Origin of the sequence: Acinetobacter seifertii, assembly GCF_000368065.1 — a bacterium.
Lineage (GTDB): Bacteria > Pseudomonadota > Gammaproteobacteria > Pseudomonadales > Moraxellaceae > Acinetobacter > Acinetobacter seifertii.
In genome coordinates this window covers 152,733-174,734 of the sequence record NZ_KB851204.1, presented here as the reverse complement: position 1 = coordinate 174,734, position 22,002 = coordinate 152,733, and the positions used below count along the sequence as shown (strand labels likewise).

Sequence of the window (22,002 nt, the reverse complement as noted above, 5' to 3'; positions counted from 1 at the left end):
CCATGACAAATAAATTACTTATTACGACTTCTTTATTGTTAATAAACTCGACACTTTTTGCTCAAACAGTTCAAGTCCCAAAGAGTGAAGTAGCATCTATTTTTAAAGCTGCAAATTTCAAAAAAACAAAACATGGCTGGAAAGGTAACTGTGATACTGGTGAAATTATTATTTATAAAGATTTAAATGGTGATGGTCATAAAGATGCAGTTATTCAAGATAGTAGCACTATGTGTTATGGCAATACGGGTGTTGGCTATTATATAGTTTCACAGCAAAAAGATGGTCAATGGAAAAAACTATTTAGCGACTCTGGCATTCCCACCTTTTTGAAAACTAAAGGCAAAGATGGCTGGCCTGATATTGAAAATGGGGGAACAGGCTTCTGTTTTCCTATTTATCGATGGAATGGTAAGGAATACACTCTTAACCGTCGTGAATATGAAGGTAAAGCTTGTGAGTTATAAAAAGCAGACCCCATAAATTTAAAAGCCTCTATTTATCGAGGCTTTTTTTATATCACTTACGAAACACTCTTCGACTAAAGAATGGGCTTTTTTCTAAAGAATTGCTCAGTGACTGTGCTAATTTAAATTAAAAATTGAAATCACTTATATTTTAAAAAGAGGGATAAATCATGTCTAAAAAGATTTTAATGTTAGTCGGTGACTATGCTGAAGATTATGAAACTATGGTTCCATTTCAGTTCTTAACAGGTTTAGGTTATGCCGTACATGCTGTTTGCCCGAATAAAAAGAACGGTGACCATATTGCGACAGCTATTCATGATTTTGAAGGCGAACAAACTTATAGCGAAAAACGAGGCCACAACTTTGCAATTAACTATGATTTTGATGCCGTTAATACCGAAGACTATGTAGGCCTAGTCATTCCGGGTGGTCGTGCACCAGAATATTTACGTATGAATGATCGCGTTGTCGAAATTGTACGGGAGTTCGATCGAGTGAAAAAACCAATTGCAGCTGTATGTCACGGCGCTCAGTTACTCGCAGCGGCTGACATTTTAAAAGGCCGCCTCTGTTCTGCTTATCCAGCATGTGCTGTCGAAGTAAAACTCGCAGGTGGTCAATATGCAGATATTGCTGTGACTGAAGCCGTTACAGATGGACATTTGGTGACAGCACCAGCTTGGCCTGCACATCCAGCTTGGTTAGCTCAATTTGTGAAAGTTTTAGGCGCTACGATTACGATCTAAATAAATCACTTTATCCCGTATACAATAAAGCCTGCACTTAAATAGCAGGCTTTATTGTTAAAATAGAAAACTAGATTTTTATCTTGTAATTCCCAGCTTATTCCAAATCTCTGGTGTTAAAAACGTTGTCACCAATTTGTTTAGGTCGATATAGCGTAATGTGCCCTGCAACTGTTGTTTAACGGCTGGGTCTTTAACAATATCTTCACCAGCACTCTGACCTAACTGTTGGAAAGCTTCTCCAACTGCCTTAACACCTTCTGCCTTAATCACAGCTTTAGTTTGGGTAGAACATTGCTCTACAATCACGCGTTGTAAAACCTGAGCCAGTTTTTGGTCTAACTGGTCTTTTTGCTCAGGTGTTACATTACTAAATGCTTTTAAATCGGGATGAGCTGCTAAAGCCGTAAATGTCCACTGAAGCACTGTAGTTTTATCTGAAGCTGTTGTAGCTTTAACCAGACAATCACTGAGCTGATCGACCGTTGGACCCGCCATTGCAATTTGTGTGGTGCCTAGTACAGCCGCCGCCACACATATTGAACGACTCAGATGTGAAAACTTATGGCGAGCAATAGCGTAAAGATGACGTGACATAGGTCTAGCTCCAATAAACAATCTGTTCTTTTTATCACAGAGTCACCAAAGTTACCTGTTATGACTCTGTAACCGCAAAGTAGTTATTTCACCACAGACTCTATTCGATCAAGCTCCCACACCCCACCTGCTGCCAAGCCTTTACACATCCCTGTCCACATATCCTTAGTATGCACAAAGCTCTTGCCATCCCACACCCATTCTTCACTTGCCCAGCAGTCTCCTATGCCTCGTCCCTTTTGAGAACTGCTGATCATACCGCTATCGAAATCTGAAGCAGACTCGGTCACAAAAGTTGCTTTACCATTTAAAGACTCATCGAGCACCCAAGCCCCATAGCCTTCGTTATAAGCTCCTCGCCAACACAATGTAGTCGCCAGAACTTTCTTATTGGTTAATTTATATAGGTCAATTTCTTGTGGTTCAGCTCCATCACTATTACCGCCATACACTCCCTCGCAAAAGCCGTCTTCTTTCGGATTCGGTTTAGCTGCCATCAGACTACGGTATATTGCTTGGTACTGTTTACTTTTTGGCTGTAAAGTTAAGTAAGGTTTGGTTGCCGTCTTAATACGTTTTACAACTAGTTTTGTCTCAGGCATCAGCACTTGATTTTCATTGGCACTGCCCTTTTTGACTAAAGCACCAACGGTCCCGATACGCTTCTGAAAATCATCCATTTTTAATAACACAGCGGTCATTCCTTCATCGGAAATTTTCCATTCATGTTGCGCATTTTTAAATGTAATTTCAGTTTTTTGCTTAGATTGCTGTAGTAGAGCATTGGTTTGTAAGCTACTTAGTTTACCCATAATTGGCAGCTCAGTGCCATCTACAACCACAAGCCCTAAATCTTTGCCATTGATATAAAAATGGATATTTTTAAGCTGATTTGCAGGCATGCTTTGTTCATAGTCAGACAAAGCAAACTCAACTTGCACAGGTTGTTTTGGCCCTGCTTTACGCGTTATTAAAATTGAAGCTGGATTATCACCATTGTCTTCATTTTGATAGCCAGCAGCCTTACAAGTACCCGTATTACTACAATAGATTTCCCACTCTTGATGAGAAAATGAAATGCCTTTAATGTCTTGAGCAAAACTATAAGAACTTATTGCCGCTAAGCAGCAAATTGAAAGTATATTTTTCATTTTCCATATCTCTATAAGTCTGTTTTTATTATGAAGTTAAAAACAGTATTCAATTTTGAATTACCTTATAGTTTAAAAGAATATGTTAGATTTATATAAGATTTTAAATTGATTACTTTCTAAAAATGAAAAAATTAAATTTTTTATTATGCACAGTATTGGTAAGTCTCACTTCAACTGCTTATGCAGAAGTAAAAAGCTTTACTCCTCATTTTCCAAATTTTTATAGCTCTGCTGCAACACGCAAAGCAGATAATCAGTTCTATAAGCTTGGAGAAGCAAATTTTTTAAACGGCGTTACAGTCCCTTTTTATGGAGTAACGGCACAAAACCCTATAGAAGATGGTTTACTTAAAAGTTTTAAAACCTGTACGCCTAAAAGCTGCCATTTTAATTTTAAACTCGATGCTCAACATGCAAAACAACTCAAGCTTCTTGCATTACCTGAAACAGGATTGGTGCTGGTTCCACGTAACTGGCAAGATGTACAAGCAAATGCAGGTGCGAATGGAACTGGTTTTGCTTTAGTAATGAGTCCAGATCAAAAACAAGCGATAGAGCTTTATGACTCTTCTTTTTGCGTTGGGTGTGGATTACCAAATGCAACGCTGTATTTTCCTGAACTGTTAAAAGAAAGTGTTGAAGATGATTTTGGCGGATTCAAAGACTCTAAAAAATTCATCAACATTGTTCATCCCTCAAAAAAAGTGGCTTTTTTTAGTTATCAAATTCCACAAGTGAACAATAAAACCCATGGTATTGCTAAATATTATGATGAAGACACTTTTAACTATAAAGAGATTCAAGTCACCTTAGATAAATCGCAGCAGTCTTTAGTTGGCCCTATCCTTAATTTTTATAATGCAACGCACTAATCCAATACTTATAAAAAAACCCGCTTTCGCGGGTTTTCTTAATCACCAAATAGTTACCCGCTTCTCTGGTGGTAAATACATCTGATCATCTTCGTTTATTTTAAAAGCCTCATAAAATGGTTTTTGATTCATTAAAGCTCCATTGCCACGTACTTTATCAGGAGAGTGAGGATCTGTTTTTAAATAGATAATCGCTTGAGCTTCGCGGGTTTTCGCACGCCAAACTTGAGCCCATCCCATATAAAAACGTTGCTCCCCAGTCTGTCTATCAATTACAGGAGCTGGCTTACCGCCTAGTGCAATTTGGTAAGCCTTATAGGCAATTGCTAACCCAGAGTTATCTGCAATGTTTTCACCTAATGTCAATTCACCATTAACATGATAACCAGCAATCGGTTCATAACGGTTATATTGTTCAATCAACGCTTGTGTTTTAGCTTTAAAATGCTGATGATCTTCAGCATTCCACCAGTTTCTCATATTGCCCAATTCATCAAACTGACTACCCTGATCATCAAAGCTATGACTAATTTCATGGCCAATCACAGCACCTATACCACCATAGTTCACTGCATCATCTGCCTTTATATTAAAAAAAGGTGGTTGTAATATCGCTGCTGGAAATACAATTTCATTCAATGATGGATTGTAATAAGCATTCACCGTTTGTGGTTTCATATACCATTCATCACGATCAACCGGCTTACCTAATTTATTAAGTTCATATTGGTATCTAAACTCACTTGCGCGAATTATATTCCCAACTAAATCATTTTTAGCGATGTGCAGGTCAGAATAATCACGCCACTTTTTTGGATACCCGATTTTTATTGACATGTGAGAAAGCTTTTTACGAGCTTGTATTTTCGTTGCAGGACTCATCCAGTCCAACTCTGTAATGCTTTGGTCATAAGCACGAATCAGATTTTGCACCAATAATTCCATCTGTTGTTTTTTCTCAGCAGGAAAGTATTTTTCAACATAAAGTTTGCCGATACCATCTCCCAGCACCTTATCAACAAGCTGTACACCACGCTTCCAACGCGCTTCTTGTTCAGTAATATCTCGAAGTGTCTTGTTATAAAAATCAAATTTATTATCTACAAAAGCGCTATTTAGTAATGGAGAAAAATTATTTATCAAATGCAATTTAAAATAAGCTTTCCATATATCTAAGGGTGTATCTTGAATAATTGTATTTAAGCCCTGAAAGTAGTCTGGCTGATTTACCTGAATAGTATCAATTTTTCCTTTTAATTCAGTTGCTGTTAGATAACCTTGCCAATCAAATACAGGTGTTAGTTTATATAAATCTTTGATTTTGTATTTATTGTAGCGTTTTGCAAGATTACGATTTTGTACATTACTCCATTGTATTTTTGCCAACTGAGTTTCAAGTCTTAAAATTTCCTGAGCATGTTGTGCTGCTTGCGAGTCTCCAACAAGTGTTAAAGTTTTTTCAATATACTTTAAATACTGTGCACGAGTTTCAATAAATTTTTTATCATCTTTCAAATAATAATCACGGTCAGGTAGACCCAAACCACCTTGCTCCAATCCAGCCACCATTTCAGTAGATTGTTTCATATCCTGTTCAATGCTTAGACGGATTGGGCTATTGACATCAATACGAGCAAAATGTGCCATTAAAATTGCAATTTGATTCTTATTTTTCAATTTATCAATTTGATTTATCTCTTTTTTTAGAGGACTAACACCTTGCTTTTCAATACTTTTTTCATCCATAAAGCTAGCATATAGAGTAGCTATTTTCTGCTCTAAACTACCATCCACCCACTTTTGACCAGATAGCTCTTCTACAATTCCATGTACTTGGCTGATTGATAACTCACGGAGCTGATTAAAAGCTCCCCAACTTGCTTTATCAGCTGGGATTTCAGTATTTTTTAACCAAATACCATTTACATGTGAATAAAAATCGTTCTTTTCATTAATAGAGGAATCAATATATTGTTGATCTATACCTGATATTTTTTTGATTTGAGAATTTGTTACTAATTCCGCACGTACCAAATTAGCAGAAGTCATAAGTGCAATCGTAAGGGCACTTTTAAGTAAAATAGATTTCAAAGACTTAACCTCATATTCAAATATTTAATGATCTAAAACAATGACTTAAAATGATTATTTTTTATTAATTAAGCGAATAGCGAAATTAAAATCAATATAGAAGCAAATTTTATACCGTGAAAATATAATATTTCAAAAAATGTATTTTATTATATAAATCAAAATTATAAATAAAAAGATATACATAACAGATTATTTTAAAGGTGCCCTGACTTGAATCAAGGCATCTTAAAGAACGATGATTGCTTTTTAATTTAAAGTCTCCTCAAATGTTCTTAAACGCTTATAAATTGAAAGCAGTTCAATAATCGTTTTCCATGAACTAATTAAGTATTGGAAGGATTCACGGACCTTATCGAATACACCACCGATTTGGTTAATCAAGCCTAACGTCATCTTCCCACTCGCAATTGCAGGGAATAAAACAACTAGACTATATAAAATGTCTAACTGCTTATACCAAGTTGCGACCAAGTTAAAGTAAGCATAATGAAAATAGAGTCTGAAGTAGTTTTTACGAACTCTGCTAAATAGTTCTTTTAAAGTAGCTGGTCTTGCACGTTCCGCATGATCTTCACCATAAACCAATTCTTTACGATAAGCTGCTTCTACTTTTTGATTGTTAAATTGTAGACCAGGTAATTTAATACCAACAACCATTAATAAAATAGTACCGAAAGCAGCCCATACAATTGCAGCCCATACTAGAGAATGTTCTAGTTCACCAACAATTGGTAAAACAGGAACGTGTTTAGAGAGCTGAAATAAAATAGGTAAAAATGCGATTAAAATCATCACAGCTTTTACCAGTTCAACACCTAGGTCCTCCATAATAGTCGCGAAACGCATCGTATCTTCTTGTACACGCTGCGAAGCACCTTCAATATGGCGAAGCTTTTCCCAATGTTCCGTGTAGTACTCATTCATTGCCGTACGCCAACGAAATACATAGTGACTTGTAAAAAAAGCATTAATAACAGCTAAGGTTACAGCGACCATTGCAATATAAAGAAAAACTAGAGTTTCACTGTATAGTGCAGAGAGATCTCCACCTCCACTAGAAAGCATTTTCTGAATTAAGTCCCAAAACGGTACATACCATGCATTAATGGCAACACTGACCTGAACACCAAACCAGATGTTAAACAGAATAAAAGCAGAACCCCAAATGGACCATCTTTGCCAAGGATTATTAGAAACAATTTTCCAAAAACCAGCAAACAATGCTGTGGAGACTAAAAACCAGACATAAAACCATAAGAAAGTTGGAGACCAAAAACGGCTAACACCAACAGGTAATTGAGCTTGATGATAGCCTTGAGCAAAGCCGATAAAAGTTCCCCATGTGTTTCCACCTGTGTACCAGAGCACCATATTTAATGCGATCCAAATAACCGCCGATATAAAAAAATACCGTGGTGACGGAAAAAATGATTTGAACATTGAGTGTTGTTATCCCTATATTTCTTCAAATTTGCAATGAAGAGAATACTAAAACCTAAACCTTAAAATTGTGAAGGGCAAAGTTTAGAGAATTGTCAGTTTTTCCCATTTCATTGAAGGATTTGATCGTTTTTTTGTAAATTCATCCTTTTTGCAATTTAATCCATTTAAATTGCTTCGTATATGACTCCCTTAAGAGCCATATACGGCTTTTATATCATAGTGATATCTGTGTTTAAATCTCTTCTTTACGAACAATATAACCTTCAAGCTGCATAGCCTGAATTAAAGGTTCCAGATCTGGAGCACTTTTTAACTCGACATCAACACTGACCGCACTTTCTTTGGCACGACTTGTGGCAGCAAAGCGTTCATGGCGCAGTTCGTAAATGTTACCGCCTTGCTCAGCAATAATTGCTGTTAAACGCGCTAAAGCACCTGGATTATCTGGTAATTCGACACGAATACGAACCATACGCCCCGTACGCGTCAAGTGACGCTGTAATACGGAAACCATCACTCGTGTATCAATATTGCCTCCAGATAAAACAACCCCGACTTTATGACCTAAAAATAGATCTGGTCGAGACATAATTGCAGCAATACCTGTCGCCCCTGCTCCTTCACATACTGTTTTCTCAATATTAAGTAACAGCGCAATTGCTTCTTCAATCATGTCTTCAGTGACAACAACAATGTCATCAACGTATTCTTTAGCGACTTGGGTCGTCAGCTCACCCGGAGTTTTAACCGCAATGCCTTCAGCTACGGTTGAACCTAATGAAACTGCAATTTGATAGTTACAAAGCAATTTCGCCATGCTTGGGTATACAACTGACTGAACCCCGATGACCTTAATTTTAGGGTTTATCGATTTTGCTGCAATCGCAATACCAGAAATGAGACCACCACCGCCAATTGGTACTACTAAAATGTCTAGTTCAGGAACAGCTGCAAGCATTTCGAGCGCAATGGTTCCCTGACCAGCAATAATTTCAGCATCGTCAAAAGGATGAATAATGGTTAAAGATTCTTCTTGAGCGACACGGTGCATTTCAACAGCAGCTTCAGAAAAGTCTTGACCATGCAAAATAACGCGTGCGCCGTATTCACGTACTCGTTGTACCTTCACATTAGGCGTCGATTTAGGCATGACAATAGTGGCTGTTACGCCTGTACGCTGAGCATGATAAGCAACCCCTTGTGCATGATTACCTGCTGAAGCAGCGATTACACCATGTTGCTTTTCTTGTTCGGATAAACTCAAGAGTTTATTCAATGCGCCTCTTTCTTTAAAAGAAGCCGTAAATTGTAGATTTTCAAATTTCAGCCACATTTCTGCCCCTAGGGTTTTAGAAATGGTTTCTGAAAAAACAAAGGGGGTTTTAACCACTAAACCATCTAAACGCTCTGCAGCGGCATGTATATCTTCTAATGTTGGAAACTCTTGTTTTACCTGTTGCTGAATCATCTAATTAGTCGGCCTCAATATGTTACAAATCAATTATTTTTTTGAAAAATAGCATGAATTTCTCACATCTGTCATGAGGAGTTTTCAGCATAGCTCCACTATACAAAAATTTTTATCAGCACATACAAATCTTTTATTTTTCAACAAAAAAGCCCGAACAGGGCTTTTATTTAGTTTTCATATACTTGCTTTTGATTTATTTGGACTGGGCACTTAAACCATCGGTAGAAAGATTCTGTTCAGCTATTTTTTCATCAATTGCAAACTGAATATCAGACAGTTTTGCATTTGCTGCATCTATACCTGCTTTCATGGTAGCTTCGCGGCCTTTCACATCAAAAATATGTGCTTTTTCTCTTAAATCTGGTTGAATCACGACATCTGCATATTGAAGTTCTTCAGCAGCTAAACGCCCTTGCATAATATTAATATTCTGGTTGAAGAGCCCCCATACATTCGAAGTTTCTGTATAAATCGGTTGGGCCAAAATATCGACAGCAATAATAACATCAGCACCTAAATCACGTGCAACTTCAACAGGTACCGGACTGACTAAACCACCATCTACATATTCAGATTTACCAATTTTAGTCGGTATAAACATACTTGGAATGGATGCAGAGGCTCTTACAGCTTGACCAGTATTACCGTAATTAAATACGGTTTTGGTACCATGCTTAAGCTCTGTTGCAACCACGTACATTGGTATTTTCATTTTTTCGAGTGGTAAGTTATTTACTTGTTGATTTACGTAGTCTTCAACTTTTTTACCCTCAAAAAAACCTTTTAAACCGATACTAATATCACGCACGTCGCCTGCTTTCATTTTCAATGCAGTATCACGCAATTCATCGGGTGTTTTTCCACTCGCATAAATTGCCCCAACAATACTGCCTGCACTGGTTCCTACAATAAAATCAGGACGAATACCATGCTGTTCTAAAACTTCAATCACGCCAATGTGCGCATATCCACGTGCACCACCACTACCTAACACTAGCGCGACAACTGGCTTTTTCTGCTGTTTCTTAATTTTTGCAAAGGGTTGGTCAACAAAACGAGAGTATGCCTCTGCCGTCTGTGGTTTTAAGGCAGATAAGTGTGAGGTGGTCTGGCAGCCAGCCAACACCATAGAAAGTCCGATAATCCACAATTTAAGCTGTTTCATGACCCATCTTTGCACTATGACGTTAAATTTCGAACTGCAAGTTTAGTTGCTCGTTCTGTGAAAAGCTGTATTGAATTTATTTAATTTGTCATGTTTAAAATTTATACTCAAGTGTTTTTATGGTGTATAAAAAAAGCCCCTTATTTCTAAGAGGCTTTTTTGAAAATTACCAAATATCTGAATCGACTTTTTTCTTCAGCTCTGGATATTTATTAATTTTAAACTCTGGTTCTTTAATACCTTGTTTTAATTGCTCACGGTAGTCTTTCAACAAAGTACGTGCCACTGGTGTTAATAGTAAAATTGCAATTAAGTTAATCGTCGCCATGATACCCATAAACAAGTCAGCCATTGACCAAACGAGTGGAACACTACCAATTGCACCGAAATACACCATTACCAATACAAAAATACGGAAGATGAACATGACTTTCGGATTGTTATTAATAAACTGCACATTACCTTCAGCGTAGGCATAGTTACCTAGTACAGCTGAATAACAGAACAAGAATAATAGAACTGCAAGGAAGTCCGATCCCCAATGCCCAACTTGAGTTTCTAAAGCACGTTGAGTTAATTCAACACCAACGAAGCCCGCATCATGGTAAACACCAGAAACCAAAATGATAATTGCAGTACTTGTACATACAATGAAAGTATCTACAAACACACCAAGCATTTGTACTAAGCCTTGGTTTACAGGATGTTTTACATCAGACGCAGCAGCAGCATTTGGCGCAGAACCCATACCAGCTTCGTTTGAGAACAAACCACGCTTAATACCTTGCATCATTGCCATTGATACGGCAGCACCAAAGAAGCCACCTGCCGCAGACTTAAAATGGAAAGCTTCAGTCACAATCAGCTTTAAAATATCAGGCAAAATTGCATAGTTGCTTAATGCAATATATAGCGCAACAGATAGGTAAAGACCTGCTTTTAAAGGTACGAACATTTCTGCAAATTTAGCGATACGTTTGATACCACCAAAAATTGCCAATGCAACCATAACGACAAGCGCAATACCAACCCAAGAGATTTCTAAATCAACACCACCTAAATGAGCAATAAGATTGGCCTTGTCCCAACCCCATGCATGTGAAGATGCATTAGCAATTGCATTGATTTGAACTGAGTTAAATACAAAACCGTAAGTAAAGATTAATGCCAGTGCGAAAACTACACCGAAGGTTTTACTACGTAAACCTTGAGTAATATAGTAAGCCGGTCCACCACGGAACTGCTTGCTCTTGCTATCTCGAACTTTAAATAACTGAGCAAGTGTAGACTCAATAAAAGCCGAGCTCATACCAAGAACAGCTGTTACCCACATCCAGAACACTGCACCAGGACCACCAATTGCGATCGCGATTGCTACACCAGCAATGTTACCTACCCCAACACGGCTCGCAAGACCTGTTACAAATGCCTGAAAAGGTGTAAGACCATGTTCGTCTTCGCCTTCAGTACGACTGCTTTTCATAACACGAATACTTTGCAAGAACATGCGAATTTGCACTGCTCCAGTTAAGACCGTATAAAAAATACCGACAGCCAGCAAGAAAATAACTAGGAAATCCCATAAAGGGTCATTAAAAAATTTTACCCACGACATCAATGTCGCATTGAGTTGTTCATTCATACTCGGTCCGCTTACGTTCTTGCTAATGCGCTATTAGCACAAGCCAAAATACTGCAATAAACAAAAAAGCCCCTCAAAATTGGGACTTTTTCAGTACATTTAAGAAAAAACTTTTAATGTCAATTGAATAGCAATTATCGTCACAAGTTTAAGCAACATGATGCCCAGCACTAAGCCTTTGAAGGTTGCATGAGAGAAAGCACTCTTCAAATAAAATGAATTCATCGCATTACTGAACATAGTCCCATTGGGATGAACAGCATGCATCGACTCGGCTACAAACTTGGAAACTAACAAATGACCACCGCTAAATCAGCTCGCTTAATGATTCACATCAATTAATCGAGTTATAAAAAATCTGGATTTAAGCCATAAGCATATTTACATATACTTTTGAGCGAATGTCTAAACTGCATATAAATTTCAAAGACTGTAACAAGCCAGCGCTATAACGCGACTATCTGCGCCCCGATCCTTGCTACTCAAGAAGCGTGCGTTGAGATGCGTACCAAGCTGTTGTATTTTTTTTAGCCTAGTCGTTGCGTGAGTTAAGTTCATTTTCATGGTCGCAATGGTAATCGCCAATCCTTGTTTCATGAACTGCTTGTTGATGAGCGGTAAACTCATGTAAAGCTCCTTATACCTCGTGTATTTCTCCACTTCTGCATAAAAATCTTTTTGTAAAAGTATTTATTATGCAGCCACTACTTTTCCTAACGTGAGTATGGAGAAATCATACCTGCGTAAAAAAGTCGGTATTATGCAGAAATTTAAACTTTTGTGTATGTTTTTCATTAAAACTTTATATGAAAATTGGTTATTTTTTATATAAAGTCATCCGTTTTGTACTGTTTTTAAACATATTCTACCTTTTTTCTAATTGAATATTTTTCGCTCACCCAAGCTTAATCTTTGTTTTTTATAATCGACAAACTCGCACTATTTTGTGCATTTAAGTCAAAAGTGGCATATTCGAATTATAATTAATCAGCCATTATGTCTAAACGAATCGCATCATCATACATATAAGGATATCTCTTTTCTAATATTTTTTGCTTATAAATGCAGCAACTTCAAGATGTGAAATGAAGCATCAAAACGTATTGGATTTTAGAGAATAAGATCAGGAGTAATCATGAGTTTGGAACAAGTCCATCTTGTTGACGAGGCTATCACCTCTCGACATTCTGTACGTGCCTTTTTAGACACTCCAGTACCACAGCAAATCATTAAAGACATTTTAACAGTCGCAAGTCGCGCTCCTTCCGGAACGAATACTCAACCGTGGAAAGTCTATGTTGTGACGGGGCAAAAACGTGATGAAATGGTAGAGCGTGTCTGTGCAGCAGAGATAGAGATTTCCAAAAATCCTGAACTTGCAGAACAATATAAAGAAACTTTTGCCTATTACCCTGAAAAATGGGTTTCACCTTTTATTGACCGTCGCCGTGAAAATGGTTGGGGACTCTACGGTCTATTGGACATTAAAAAGGGAGAAAGAGAAAAAATGGCTGCTCAACAGTTACGTAATTTCAAACTGTTTGATGCACCAGTTGGACTTTTCTTTACAGTCAATAAAGCGATGGGAATTGGTTCAAAAATGGATATCGCAATGATGATCCAGAATGTCATGGTAGCTGCTAAGGCCCGCGGTTTAGATACATGTCCACAGGCAGCTTGGAACCATTTCCACCCGATAGTTTTAGATATTTTAGGGGCCGCAGACGATGAAGATCTAGTATGTGCGATTGCATTAGGTCATGCAGATCCCGCACATATTGTAAATACTTTTATTACTCCTAGAGAACCTGTAGAGAATTTTGCAGTCTTTCTAGATTAAAAGTTTATGTAAACCTCTCTTAAATTATGAGAGAGGTTTGCTTTTTGCCTGCTGCGTCGCTTTTAAAACAACAATGAAGCCACTTAAAGTAAATAGCACCATCATTATTCCCATATTGAGTGATGCAGACCAAACAAGAAAGTTAAGAAGCAAGCCACCTAATAATCCACAAGCAAATTGCATACTACCCATAATTGCACTTGCTGTTCCAGCACGAGCACCTTGCTTAGACATTGCAAGTGCCATAGCATTTGGTCCTGTTAATCCAATTCCTGAAATCGCTAAAAATAGTCCTAACATTACAAGCCATAAAGGTGCCATAGGGATTAAACCAGCAATTAATACAATGCTAGCCCCAGTTACTTGTACCATTGAACCTGCTTTTAAACGCTTGGTAATTTCAACACGTGTTGTTAAATGCTTGTTTAACGATGACATCAGCATAATACCAAAAGCATTGAGACCAAATACATAAGCAAACTCTTGCTGATTTAGGCCATATTGGTCCATAAAAACAGCTGGAGCAGAACTGATATAACAGAATAACGCTGCACCTGTTAAGCATCCTGCGAACATAGGTAAACGGAAACTCGCATCTTTGAAAATAGCACCATATAAGGTAGCCACTTGATATAAAGATAGTTTCAGTCTTTTATCAATTGCCAAAGTTTCTTTGAAAAAGAAATGTACACATAGCCAACATATCGCGCCCACAATTGAAAGCGTAATGAAAATCGCTTGCCACGGAAACCAGATTAAAATCCAAGCTCCAATCATGGGTGCCAAAATAGGTGCTAAACCCATCACGATCATCATGCTAGAAAAAGCTTGTGCCGAACCTTGCACATCTAACCGATCGCGTATAGCGGCGCGAGCCATAACCACACCAACACAACCACCTAAAGCTTGTAAAATACGCGCTGCAATCAGACCCCATTCATTTTTAGCAAGCACGCACAATAAACTTGCAACAGCATAAAGTGCGAGACCAAAATAAAGCGGTTTCTTTCTTCCAATACGGTCGCTTAATGGGCCATACACCAGCTGTCCAATGGCTAGACCAAAAAAATAAGCTGGTAGTGTGTTTGCCACCATTTGCGTACTTACCCCAAAGTCGTGAGCCATTTGAGGCAACGCAGGTAAGTACATATCAATAGATAAAGGCCCTAAAGCCGTGAGTAACGCGAGCAACATAATCCAGCCAATAGAATATTGACGCTGGGCTGTTTGTTCAGACATAACGATATTTCATTTTTCACTCATTTGCATACAGACAAGCTTACACTGTCTATCGTATGATTTGTGCAACATTGATGTAGAAATACACAAATCCTTTATCACTCAGGTTGATCAGCAAGGACTTCATTTGAAATCTTGGTTTAAACGCCTAAAAAGAGCGACTTATAACACATCATTTATGTATAACGTGCGGATGCTGATTGCCTTTTCAGGAACTGCGTTCGTGCCTTATTTTCTAGGCCATCAACTAGCAACTATTCCTCTCACATTAGGTGTGGTCGCAGCTGGTTTAAGCGATATTGATGATCGCTTTTCAGTGCGTATCATGAATTTAATTTATACCTATATTGGTTTCTTCATTACCGCAGCTTCCGTACAATTACTTTTCCCTTATCCAATGCTTTTTGCATTAGGACTGATCGCCTCTTGTATTGGCTGGATTTTACTTGGCTCATTAGGTCGTCGCTACGCAACAATTTCTTATGGATGTCTGGTTGTTTCGGTTTATACCATGCTAGGAGTCCATTTATTTGACCAGTGGTATATACAGCCAGCGCTTTTGGTCGTAGGTGCAGCTTGGTACGGTCTTATTGCAACAATTAGCTTTTTATTGTTTCCAGTGCGACAGCTTCAAGACAAACTGGCAGCCTCTTATGGCTCACTAGGTGATTTTCTATTTGCCAAGTCTAATTTGTTTGATGTTGATATGACTCCTGCGAGTTATCAGCAGAGCATGATTGATCTATCATTAGAAAATGGCAAATTGATAACAATTTTTAATGATCTCAAAACTGCCCTTTTAACCCGTTTAAAGGGTGACCGTGGACAAAAAGATACTCGTCGTAGCCTACATTATTACTTTGTCGCACAAGACATTCATGAACGAGCGGACTCTGCCCATATCGACTATCAAAAGTTAGCAAAGATTTTTGAGCACAGTGATATTTTATTTAGATTTCAGCGTATTTTGGCGATTCAGGGTAAAGCTTGCCAAGAATTAAATGAATGTATTTTACAACGTAAACCATATATTCATAACAAACGCTTTAAGCAGAGTTTTGAGAACTTGCGCTTATCTTTAGTAAAACTAAGAAATGATCAACAATATGACTTACTCTGGGTCAACGCACTTTTTGCCTTATACCGAAATTTAAAGTCGATTGACTCACAACTACTGAACTTAGAAACGGAACAACATATTCAGTCTGACAAAGTGAAGCAGGCTGAGAATCAACTCAAAGATGATGATTTAAAAGGTTGGAATGATATTGTTGTTCGAATCAAACAAAACATAACACCCGAATCTGTACTGTTCCGTCATGCCATTCGAGTATCGATTGTTCTTTTCATTGGATACGTATTTATTCAAACTACTCGAATCGAATATGGTTACTGGATTATGTTGACTGCGTTATTTGTTAGCCAACCTAACTTTAACGCGACCAAGCGTCGCTTACGTTTACGTATAGTCGGAACATTAGTCGGAATTATTGTCGGCCTTAGCGTGGTATTCCTTGTACCTTCTGTCGAAGGACAATTAGTTATGCTGGTCTTAAGCGGCGTACTATTTTTCGAGTTACGCAGTAAGCAATACGCCCAAGCAACCGCTTTCATCACAATTTTGGCATTAATTAACTTTAACTTAGATGGCTCAGCAGTCGCTGCGGCTATTCCTAGATTTGTAGATACCTTAATTGGATGTGCTTTAGCGTGGTTCGGTGTCACCTTCATTTGGCCTGACTGGAAATTCCGTCGCCTACCCCGCAGCATTCGACGTTCCTTACAAGCACAATGTAATTATTTAGCGGAAGTGGTAAAGCAATATCACGAAGGACATAACCATGCACTCAATTATCGTATTGTTCGCCGTGCCGCCCATAACACCGACGCTGAGGTCGCTTCACTAATTTCAACTTTAGCGACAGAGCCGGACTTTGACCCTACCCGCAAGTCAGATATATTTGAATTTTTATGTCTCAATCATACATTTTTAAGTTATATCGCAGCACTTGGAGCACATCGGGAAAAGATTCAAGATCAAGCAGTTCTTAAAGTTCTAGATCAAGCGTTAGACGATATACAAGGTGCGTTATTAAGAGATGAAATGCCTGATTTGACAGCACAGAATATGCTTAAAACAATACGTCAACGTTTAAGCCAAAATGATGAGGAAGACCAAAAGTCACTCATTATTTTACAGCAGTTATCACTGATGCTCAGTGTTTTAAATCGATTTAGTATGTTGAAACAACGACTAAGTCATGATCAAGATAATGATGCCAGCGAACTTGCTTCATTATAAAATTGACTCGGAATTTAGTATGAAATTGGCATAATATCCTTTCCTGACTTATGCCAATTAATGCTAAACTTAAAACAGTTTACAATTTGTTATTTGCACTATGACCGCGAAAACTTTATATGCTTATACGCTTCAGCCTGTTCCTTACGAGGTAACAGAAGCTGAACAACGTAATGCACAGCTTCTTATCTGGCGCAGCACCAATAAAATCAGCACAAAAATCTGGGCAATTATGGGCGTAATTTTAGCCCTTGCGATTTTAGGTCTTATTTTTATTAAGAACTACTCTACAGTGATTTGCTGGGTTGCCATTGTTGGTGTAGTACTTTATTACCTTGGCCGTAAATATGGCTTGGAATGGTATGTTAAGCGTAAGATGAATGAGTTTCCTGTACAGGAAATCAAGGGCATTCGTTTAGGTGTACAACCGCACGGTATCGTAATGCGCCAGCAAATGGGCTTACAAGAAGGTGTTGGAACGATTGGATGGAAAAACATCTATGAATGGTACAACACTCCTGACTTCATTTTAGTTAACTTTAAAGTGAAAGACCCTAAAGGCCAAGAACAACAAGGTGCATATATCTTGCCTAAACGTATGGATACTAAAAACTTTTCTTTTAATACAATTCGTAAGCATTTGAAAGAAACTGTAGGTGAGCCAAAAACTCTCTAATTTCTTCTCAATAAAAAAGCCTCCTGCCTCGGAGGCTTTTTTATTATTCGAAAAATAAATGATAATGAAAATTAATATTATCTAGAAAATCCATATTATCTACTCAATCTTCGGCTATAATTGGTTACAAGATCTCCATCATGTTTATATTTTTCGACCATGTTTAAAAAGTTTTTATTTCAAATTCATTGGTTTCTGGGTATTAGTGCTGGCCTCATCTTATCAATTATGGGAGTTACAGGCGCGATCTTTTCTTATGACCAACAAATTTTAAAATGGGTAAATACAGATAGTTATGTAGTTCAAGCAGAAAGCTCACCCAAGCTCACCCCTGCTCAGCTTTATGAACATTTCGCAACCACCCAGCCTGAAATTAAAATTAATAGCATTACCATAGCCAAAGATCCTACCGCTTCATCTGTTGTAAACATTGAAAAAGAAGGTGAACGTCGTGGCTATAATATGATGGTCAACCCTTACACAGCACAGGTACTGCCTAATGTTAAAGGTCGTGAGTTACTTTTATTCATACAACAAATTCACCGCAACTTAACTGCTGGAGAATTCGGTAAACAAATTACCGGTGCTTGTGCCCTCATGCTCATTTATTTTGTCTTGAGCGGATTATATTTACGTTGGCCAAAGAAACACTCTGCACGTCAATGGCTTGCTGTTAAACCCAAACTTAAAGGTCGAAATTTTATTTGGGATTTACATGCTGTTGTAGGCACATGGGTAATTGCTTTTTATCTTCTTTTTGCATGTACAGGTTTATATTGGTCATATGACTGGTGGCGTAGCGGTATGTTCAAAGTATTAGGTGTAGAACAACCAAAAATGCAAGGACATGGTGGAGCTGGACGCAATAAAGACAAATCCTCTGAAGCTAAATTAGATAACGCTCAACTGATTACTGCTCTCAACCAGACCTGGAGCGGTTTTAATAATAAAATCGAACGCGACTATTCAACTCTAACACTGAACCTACCGAAAAAAGACGATGGAAAAGTTGAATTAAGTTTTGTAGATGCAACACCACAACACGAGCGTGCACGCAACCAAGCTGTCTATAACTATAAAACTGCCAATATTGAAAAGATGGAGCTTTATGAAGATAAAAAGCTTAATCAAAAAATCATGAGCAGCATGTTACCTGTACATCGTGGCAGCTTCTTTGGGCCAGTTTATCAATTTGTAGCAATGCTTGCGTCTTTAGCAATGCCTTTGTTCTTTATTACTGGATGGATGCTTTATCTAAAGCGCCGTAAACAGAAAAAACTAACCCAAGCAGCTCGCCAATCTTTAGCTGGCTACTACATCGACCAAAATGCTAAACCTTGGTTAATTACTTATGCTAGCCAAACTGGTGTCGCAGAACAACTCGCGTGGAGTACCGCAACCAGCTTACAAGAAGCACATCAACCTGTGCAGGTTAAATCTATACAAGAGTTAACTGAAGCTGATTTACAACAGTATGAACAGATTCTTTTTGTGATTAGTACTTATGGTACTGGAGAAGCACCAGACTTAGCTTCTAGTTTTGCTAAAAAGCTATTAAAAACAAAATTAGAACTTCAACATCTTAACTATGCCGTTTTAGCTTTAGGTTCTAAAGAATACCCCGACACTTATTGTAGTTTTGGTCACACAGTAGCTATATGGCTTAAAAATAATGGAGCAAAAGCCTATTTTGAGACGATTGAAGTAGATAATGCAAATCCAACACATATTCAAAACTGGAATCAGGCTCTTGTAAAAGCAACTAAACTAGATTTGCATGCTGTTAATCTTGAAAAAGTATTTGATAGTTGGACATTACAGCAACGTGACTTACTCAACCCTAATAGTCTAGGTCAACCTGCTTATAATATTGAGCTGACTGCCAAACATGAAGCTGTATGGCAAGCAGGAGATATTGCTGAAATACAACCGGGAAATAGTCCTGAACGTATTAATGCATTCTTACAGGAGCATCATGTACTTAAAAATGCACTTGTAGACTCACTACAAATCTCTATTGAGAAAGCACTTTGGAATAAAGACTTAACCAGCGAAATTGAACCATTTGCTAATCTGGAGCATTTATTAGAACAGCTCCCTACTCTACCAACTCGAGAGTACTCGATTGCGAGCATTCCTTCTCAACAAGTCCTTCGTTTAGTTGTTCGCCAGCAGTCCGATGAATCTGGCGATTTAGGCTTAGGATCTGGCTGGCTAACTCGACACACAGAAATTAATCAGAGTATTGCACTGCGTATTCGTACCAATGAATCTTTCCATTTAATTGATGATAATCGTCCAATTATTTGTATGGGGAATGGAACAGGAATTGCAGGTTTAATGAGTTTGCTTCATGCTCGAACTCGTCATAACTATACAGACAACTGGCTTATTTTTGGTGAACGCCAACGTGCTCATGATTTCTTCTATGCATCAACCATTGAAGCTTGGCAAACAATGGGAATGTTAAAACGACTTGATTTAGCCTTTTCACGTGATCAAGAACAACGTATGTACGTTCAAGACTTAATAAGACAAAATGCAGAAGAATTGGCCAACTGGATTGAACGCGGCGCAGTTCTTTATGTTTGTGGAAGTATTGAAGGAATGGCTAGCGGAGTCGATCAAGCACTCATTGATATTTTAGGTGAAGAAAAAGTCGATGAGCTAAGACAACAAGGTCGTTATCGTCGCGATGTTTATTAAATATTGATAAATAATAAAGCCGAGTAATAGCTAAAATGCTTTACTCGGCTTTTTATTGCAATCAGCATTGAATTCAGAATGATTTTGCATACACTGTCTGCAATTTAAATTGCAGCTTTAAACACAATGCAAGTCAGTAAGTGGATTCGAATTTTCTTAGCCATCATTGGTTCGATTTTATTTTTAAACGGCTTATTTCTAGCTTTTCTAAATAAAATTCATGTAGGCACCATTGTTCCTTTAGTCTTAGGGGCATTTTTTTGCCTCTATGCATTATTTTATTATCATCTGGAACGTTTTTTCTTTTACCACTATCGCCTGCATTCAGTTTGGCGTTTTGGGTGGTTATGCTTCTGGATCTGGCTCATTGGCTTAGGCTATTTTTTTAATTTTATTAAAAATAATAAAGATACAGGCCAAAACATTCCAGCGGTGAAAGCAATTATTGTTTTAGGAAGTGGTGTCGAAAATGGACAGCCTTCTGCCATACTTGCAAAACGCCTCGATACAGCAGCCCCTGTTGCCCTTTCACAACCTCAAGCAAAAGTTGTTTTAACAGGTGGTTTAGATTTTTCAGAAAAAGAAACCGAAGCATCAGTCATGTCTCGCTACTTGGAACAACGTTTTCATATAACAAAAGAACGAATGATTCTTGAAGACAAAAGTACAAGTACTGAGCTTAACCTTAGAAACAGTAAACCACTACTTGAGCAAGCTCATATTAGTATTGATCAACCAATTGCGATTGTTACAAGTGACTTCCATACCCCACGAGCTGCAGCTATTGCAAAGAAACAAGGCTATACACAGGTTTATACAGTTGCTGCTGAAACGCCTTTGGTCACACGCTATAACGCTTGGCTACGTGAATACTTTGCGTATGCGAGCGGCTGGATTCTAAACGAGTATTAATCTTGATTCAGAAAGCTGCTATTGCTTTACGGCATAGCAGCTTTAGTTAAACCAGATAGTAATCATAATTTAAAGTAATTAAATCTGAACTTAAAAAATTAAGTATAGAAAGGATAGGTTTTGACTAACAATAGAAGAGATAAAATAGATAGATAGATAGATAAGAAATAGGAATAGCAGAAACGCCAAAAAAACTAAATAAATTAGTGCATATTTTTTTAAAACTTAAAAAATTATGGTGGGCGCTGACGGGATCGAACCGCCGACATTCTGCTTGTAAGGCAGACGCTCTACCAACTGAGCTAAGCGCCCTGATTAAAAAGACAACCAATGTAGCCTTTTTAGATTACATCCTCTAGATCAGGTAATCAAGAGAATGGCGCAGCGGACGGGGCTCGAACCCGCGACCCCCGGCGTGACAGGCCGGTATTCTAACCAACTGAACTACCGCTGCACTTGCAATACTTTAAATAAATAAAGTATGGTCACAAATTATGGTGGGCGCTGACGGGATCGAACCGCCGACATTCTGCTTGTAAGGCAGACGCTCTACCAACTGAGCTAAGCGCCCTGCAAAAGCGTTTTATAAAAGTGGCGCAGCGGACGGGGCTCGAACCCGCGACCCCCGGCGTGACAGGCCGGTATTCTAACCAACTGAACTACCGCTGCACTT

General features: G+C 38.1%; 18 protein-coding genes and 4 tRNA genes. 8 read left to right on the top strand and 14 right to left on the bottom strand.

The features are described 5' to 3' along the window. Positions 1-2: 2 nt before the first annotated feature. Positions 3-467, top strand: coding sequence for a hypothetical protein (locus F985_RS23395; protein WP_004705805.1), 465 nt, complete (start codon positions 3-5; stop codon positions 465-467). A 170-nt stretch (positions 468-637) separates the two neighbouring features. Beyond that, positions 638-1,216, top strand: coding sequence for a DJ-1/PfpI family protein (locus F985_RS23390; RefSeq protein ID WP_004705803.1), 579 nt, complete (start codon positions 638-640; stop codon positions 1,214-1,216). 78 nt (positions 1,217-1,294) lie between these two features. Here the strand turns inward: F985_RS23390 and F985_RS23385 are convergent, their stop codons facing one another. Together F985_RS23385 and F985_RS23380 are read right to left on the bottom strand one after the other, a co-directional pair. Further along, positions 1,295-1,813, bottom strand: coding sequence for a hypothetical protein (locus F985_RS23385; protein WP_004705802.1), 519 nt, complete (start codon positions 1,811-1,813; stop codon positions 1,295-1,297). 83 nt (positions 1,814-1,896) lie between these two features. Next, positions 1,897-2,964 carry a DUF1176 domain-containing protein gene (locus tag F985_RS23380; protein WP_004705801.1) on the bottom strand — a complete coding sequence of 356 codons (1,068 nt, stop codon included), beginning with the start codon at positions 2,962-2,964 and terminating at the stop codon, positions 1,897-1,899. Positions 2,965-3,089: 125 nt separating this feature from the next. Here F985_RS23380 and F985_RS23375 point away from each other — a divergent pair, with 125 nt between their 5' ends. After that, a complete protein-coding gene (locus tag F985_RS23375) occupies positions 3,090-3,839 on the top strand; it encodes a DUF4850 domain-containing protein (RefSeq protein WP_004705800.1) in 750 nt (249 codons plus the stop codon). 42 nt (positions 3,840-3,881) lie between these two features. Here F985_RS23375 and F985_RS23370 read toward each other — a convergent pair whose 3' ends face one another. The 7 genes from F985_RS23370 to F985_RS23345 form a co-directional block, all read right to left on the bottom strand. After that, positions 3,882-5,930 (bottom strand): M13 family metallopeptidase, encoded by a 2,049-nt coding sequence (locus F985_RS23370; protein ID WP_004705799.1) that lies wholly within the window; start codon positions 5,928-5,930, stop codon positions 3,882-3,884. A gap of 249 nt (positions 5,931-6,179) precedes the next feature. After that, complete coding sequence (gene sbmA / locus F985_RS23365; protein ID WP_025469259.1) at positions 6,180-7,373, bottom strand: peptide antibiotic transporter SbmA; 1,194 nt, start codon at positions 7,371-7,373, stop codon at positions 6,180-6,182. A gap of 235 nt (positions 7,374-7,608) precedes the next feature. Beyond that, a complete protein-coding gene (locus F985_RS23360; RefSeq protein ID WP_004705797.1) occupies positions 7,609-8,844 on the bottom strand; it encodes a threonine ammonia-lyase in 1,236 nt (411 codons plus the stop codon). 196 nt (positions 8,845-9,040) lie between these two features. After that, positions 9,041-10,012, bottom strand: a complete 972-nt coding sequence (locus F985_RS23355; RefSeq protein WP_025469258.1) for a patatin-like phospholipase family protein — start codon at positions 10,010-10,012, stop codon at positions 9,041-9,043. A gap of 166 nt (positions 10,013-10,178) precedes the next feature. Beyond that, positions 10,179-11,654, bottom strand: a complete 1,476-nt coding sequence (locus tag F985_RS23350; RefSeq protein WP_004705795.1) for an alanine/glycine:cation symporter family protein — start codon at positions 11,652-11,654, stop codon at positions 10,179-10,181. Between the two features lie 99 nt (positions 11,655-11,753). Next, complete coding sequence (locus F985_RS25515) at positions 11,754-11,894, bottom strand: hypothetical protein (RefSeq protein ID WP_077162500.1); 141 nt, start codon at positions 11,892-11,894, stop codon at positions 11,754-11,756. A gap of 183 nt (positions 11,895-12,077) precedes the next feature. After that, complete coding sequence (locus F985_RS23345) at positions 12,078-12,281, bottom strand: hypothetical protein (RefSeq protein WP_004705793.1); 204 nt, start codon at positions 12,279-12,281, stop codon at positions 12,078-12,080. A gap of 508 nt (positions 12,282-12,789) precedes the next feature. Here F985_RS23345 and F985_RS23340 point away from each other — a divergent pair. Beyond that, complete coding sequence (locus F985_RS23340) at positions 12,790-13,494, top strand: nitroreductase (protein WP_004705792.1); 705 nt, start codon at positions 12,790-12,792, stop codon at positions 13,492-13,494. Between the two features lie 24 nt (positions 13,495-13,518). Here F985_RS23340 and F985_RS23335 read toward each other — a convergent pair whose 3' ends face one another. Next, entirely contained in the window at positions 13,519-14,733 is a 1,215-nt protein-coding gene (locus F985_RS23335; RefSeq protein WP_004705791.1) for a multidrug effflux MFS transporter, read from the bottom strand. 127 nt (positions 14,734-14,860) lie between these two features. Between F985_RS23335 and yccS the strand changes: the two genes are divergently transcribed. The 4 genes from yccS to F985_RS23315 all read left to right on the top strand — a co-directional run bounded on the left by yccS (position 14,861) and on the right by F985_RS23315 (position 21,329). Further along, the gene (gene yccS, locus F985_RS23330; protein WP_025469257.1) at positions 14,861-17,035 is read left to right on the top strand and encodes a YccS family putative transporter; all 2,175 of its coding nucleotides are present in this window, start codon (positions 14,861-14,863) and stop codon (positions 17,033-17,035) included. A gap of 100 nt (positions 17,036-17,135) precedes the next feature. Further along, positions 17,136-17,711: an SdpI family protein gene (locus F985_RS23325; RefSeq protein ID WP_004705789.1), complete on the top strand. Its 576-nt coding sequence runs from the start codon at positions 17,136-17,138 to the stop codon at positions 17,709-17,711. Positions 17,712-17,870: 159 nt separating this feature from the next. Continuing rightward, entirely contained in the window at positions 17,871-20,417 is a 2,547-nt protein-coding gene (locus F985_RS23320; protein WP_004705788.1) for a PepSY domain-containing protein, read from the top strand. A gap of 126 nt (positions 20,418-20,543) precedes the next feature. Then, positions 20,544-21,329, top strand: a complete 786-nt coding sequence (locus tag F985_RS23315) for a YdcF family protein (protein ID WP_004705787.1) — start codon at positions 20,544-20,546, stop codon at positions 21,327-21,329. Positions 21,330-21,565: 236 nt separating this feature from the next. Here the strand turns inward: F985_RS23315 and F985_RS23310 are convergent. From F985_RS23310 to F985_RS23295, 4 genes are all read right to left on the bottom strand, one after another. Further along, positions 21,566-21,641: transfer RNA gene (locus F985_RS23310), tRNA-Val, on the bottom strand. Between the two features lie 65 nt (positions 21,642-21,706). Further along, a tRNA-Asp gene (locus F985_RS23305) sits at positions 21,707-21,783 on the bottom strand. A gap of 41 nt (positions 21,784-21,824) precedes the next feature. Beyond that, a tRNA-Val gene (locus F985_RS23300) sits at positions 21,825-21,900 on the bottom strand. 21 nt (positions 21,901-21,921) lie between these two features. Further along, positions 21,922-21,998: transfer RNA gene (locus tag F985_RS23295), tRNA-Asp, on the bottom strand. Positions 21,999-22,002 lie beyond the last annotated feature (4 nt).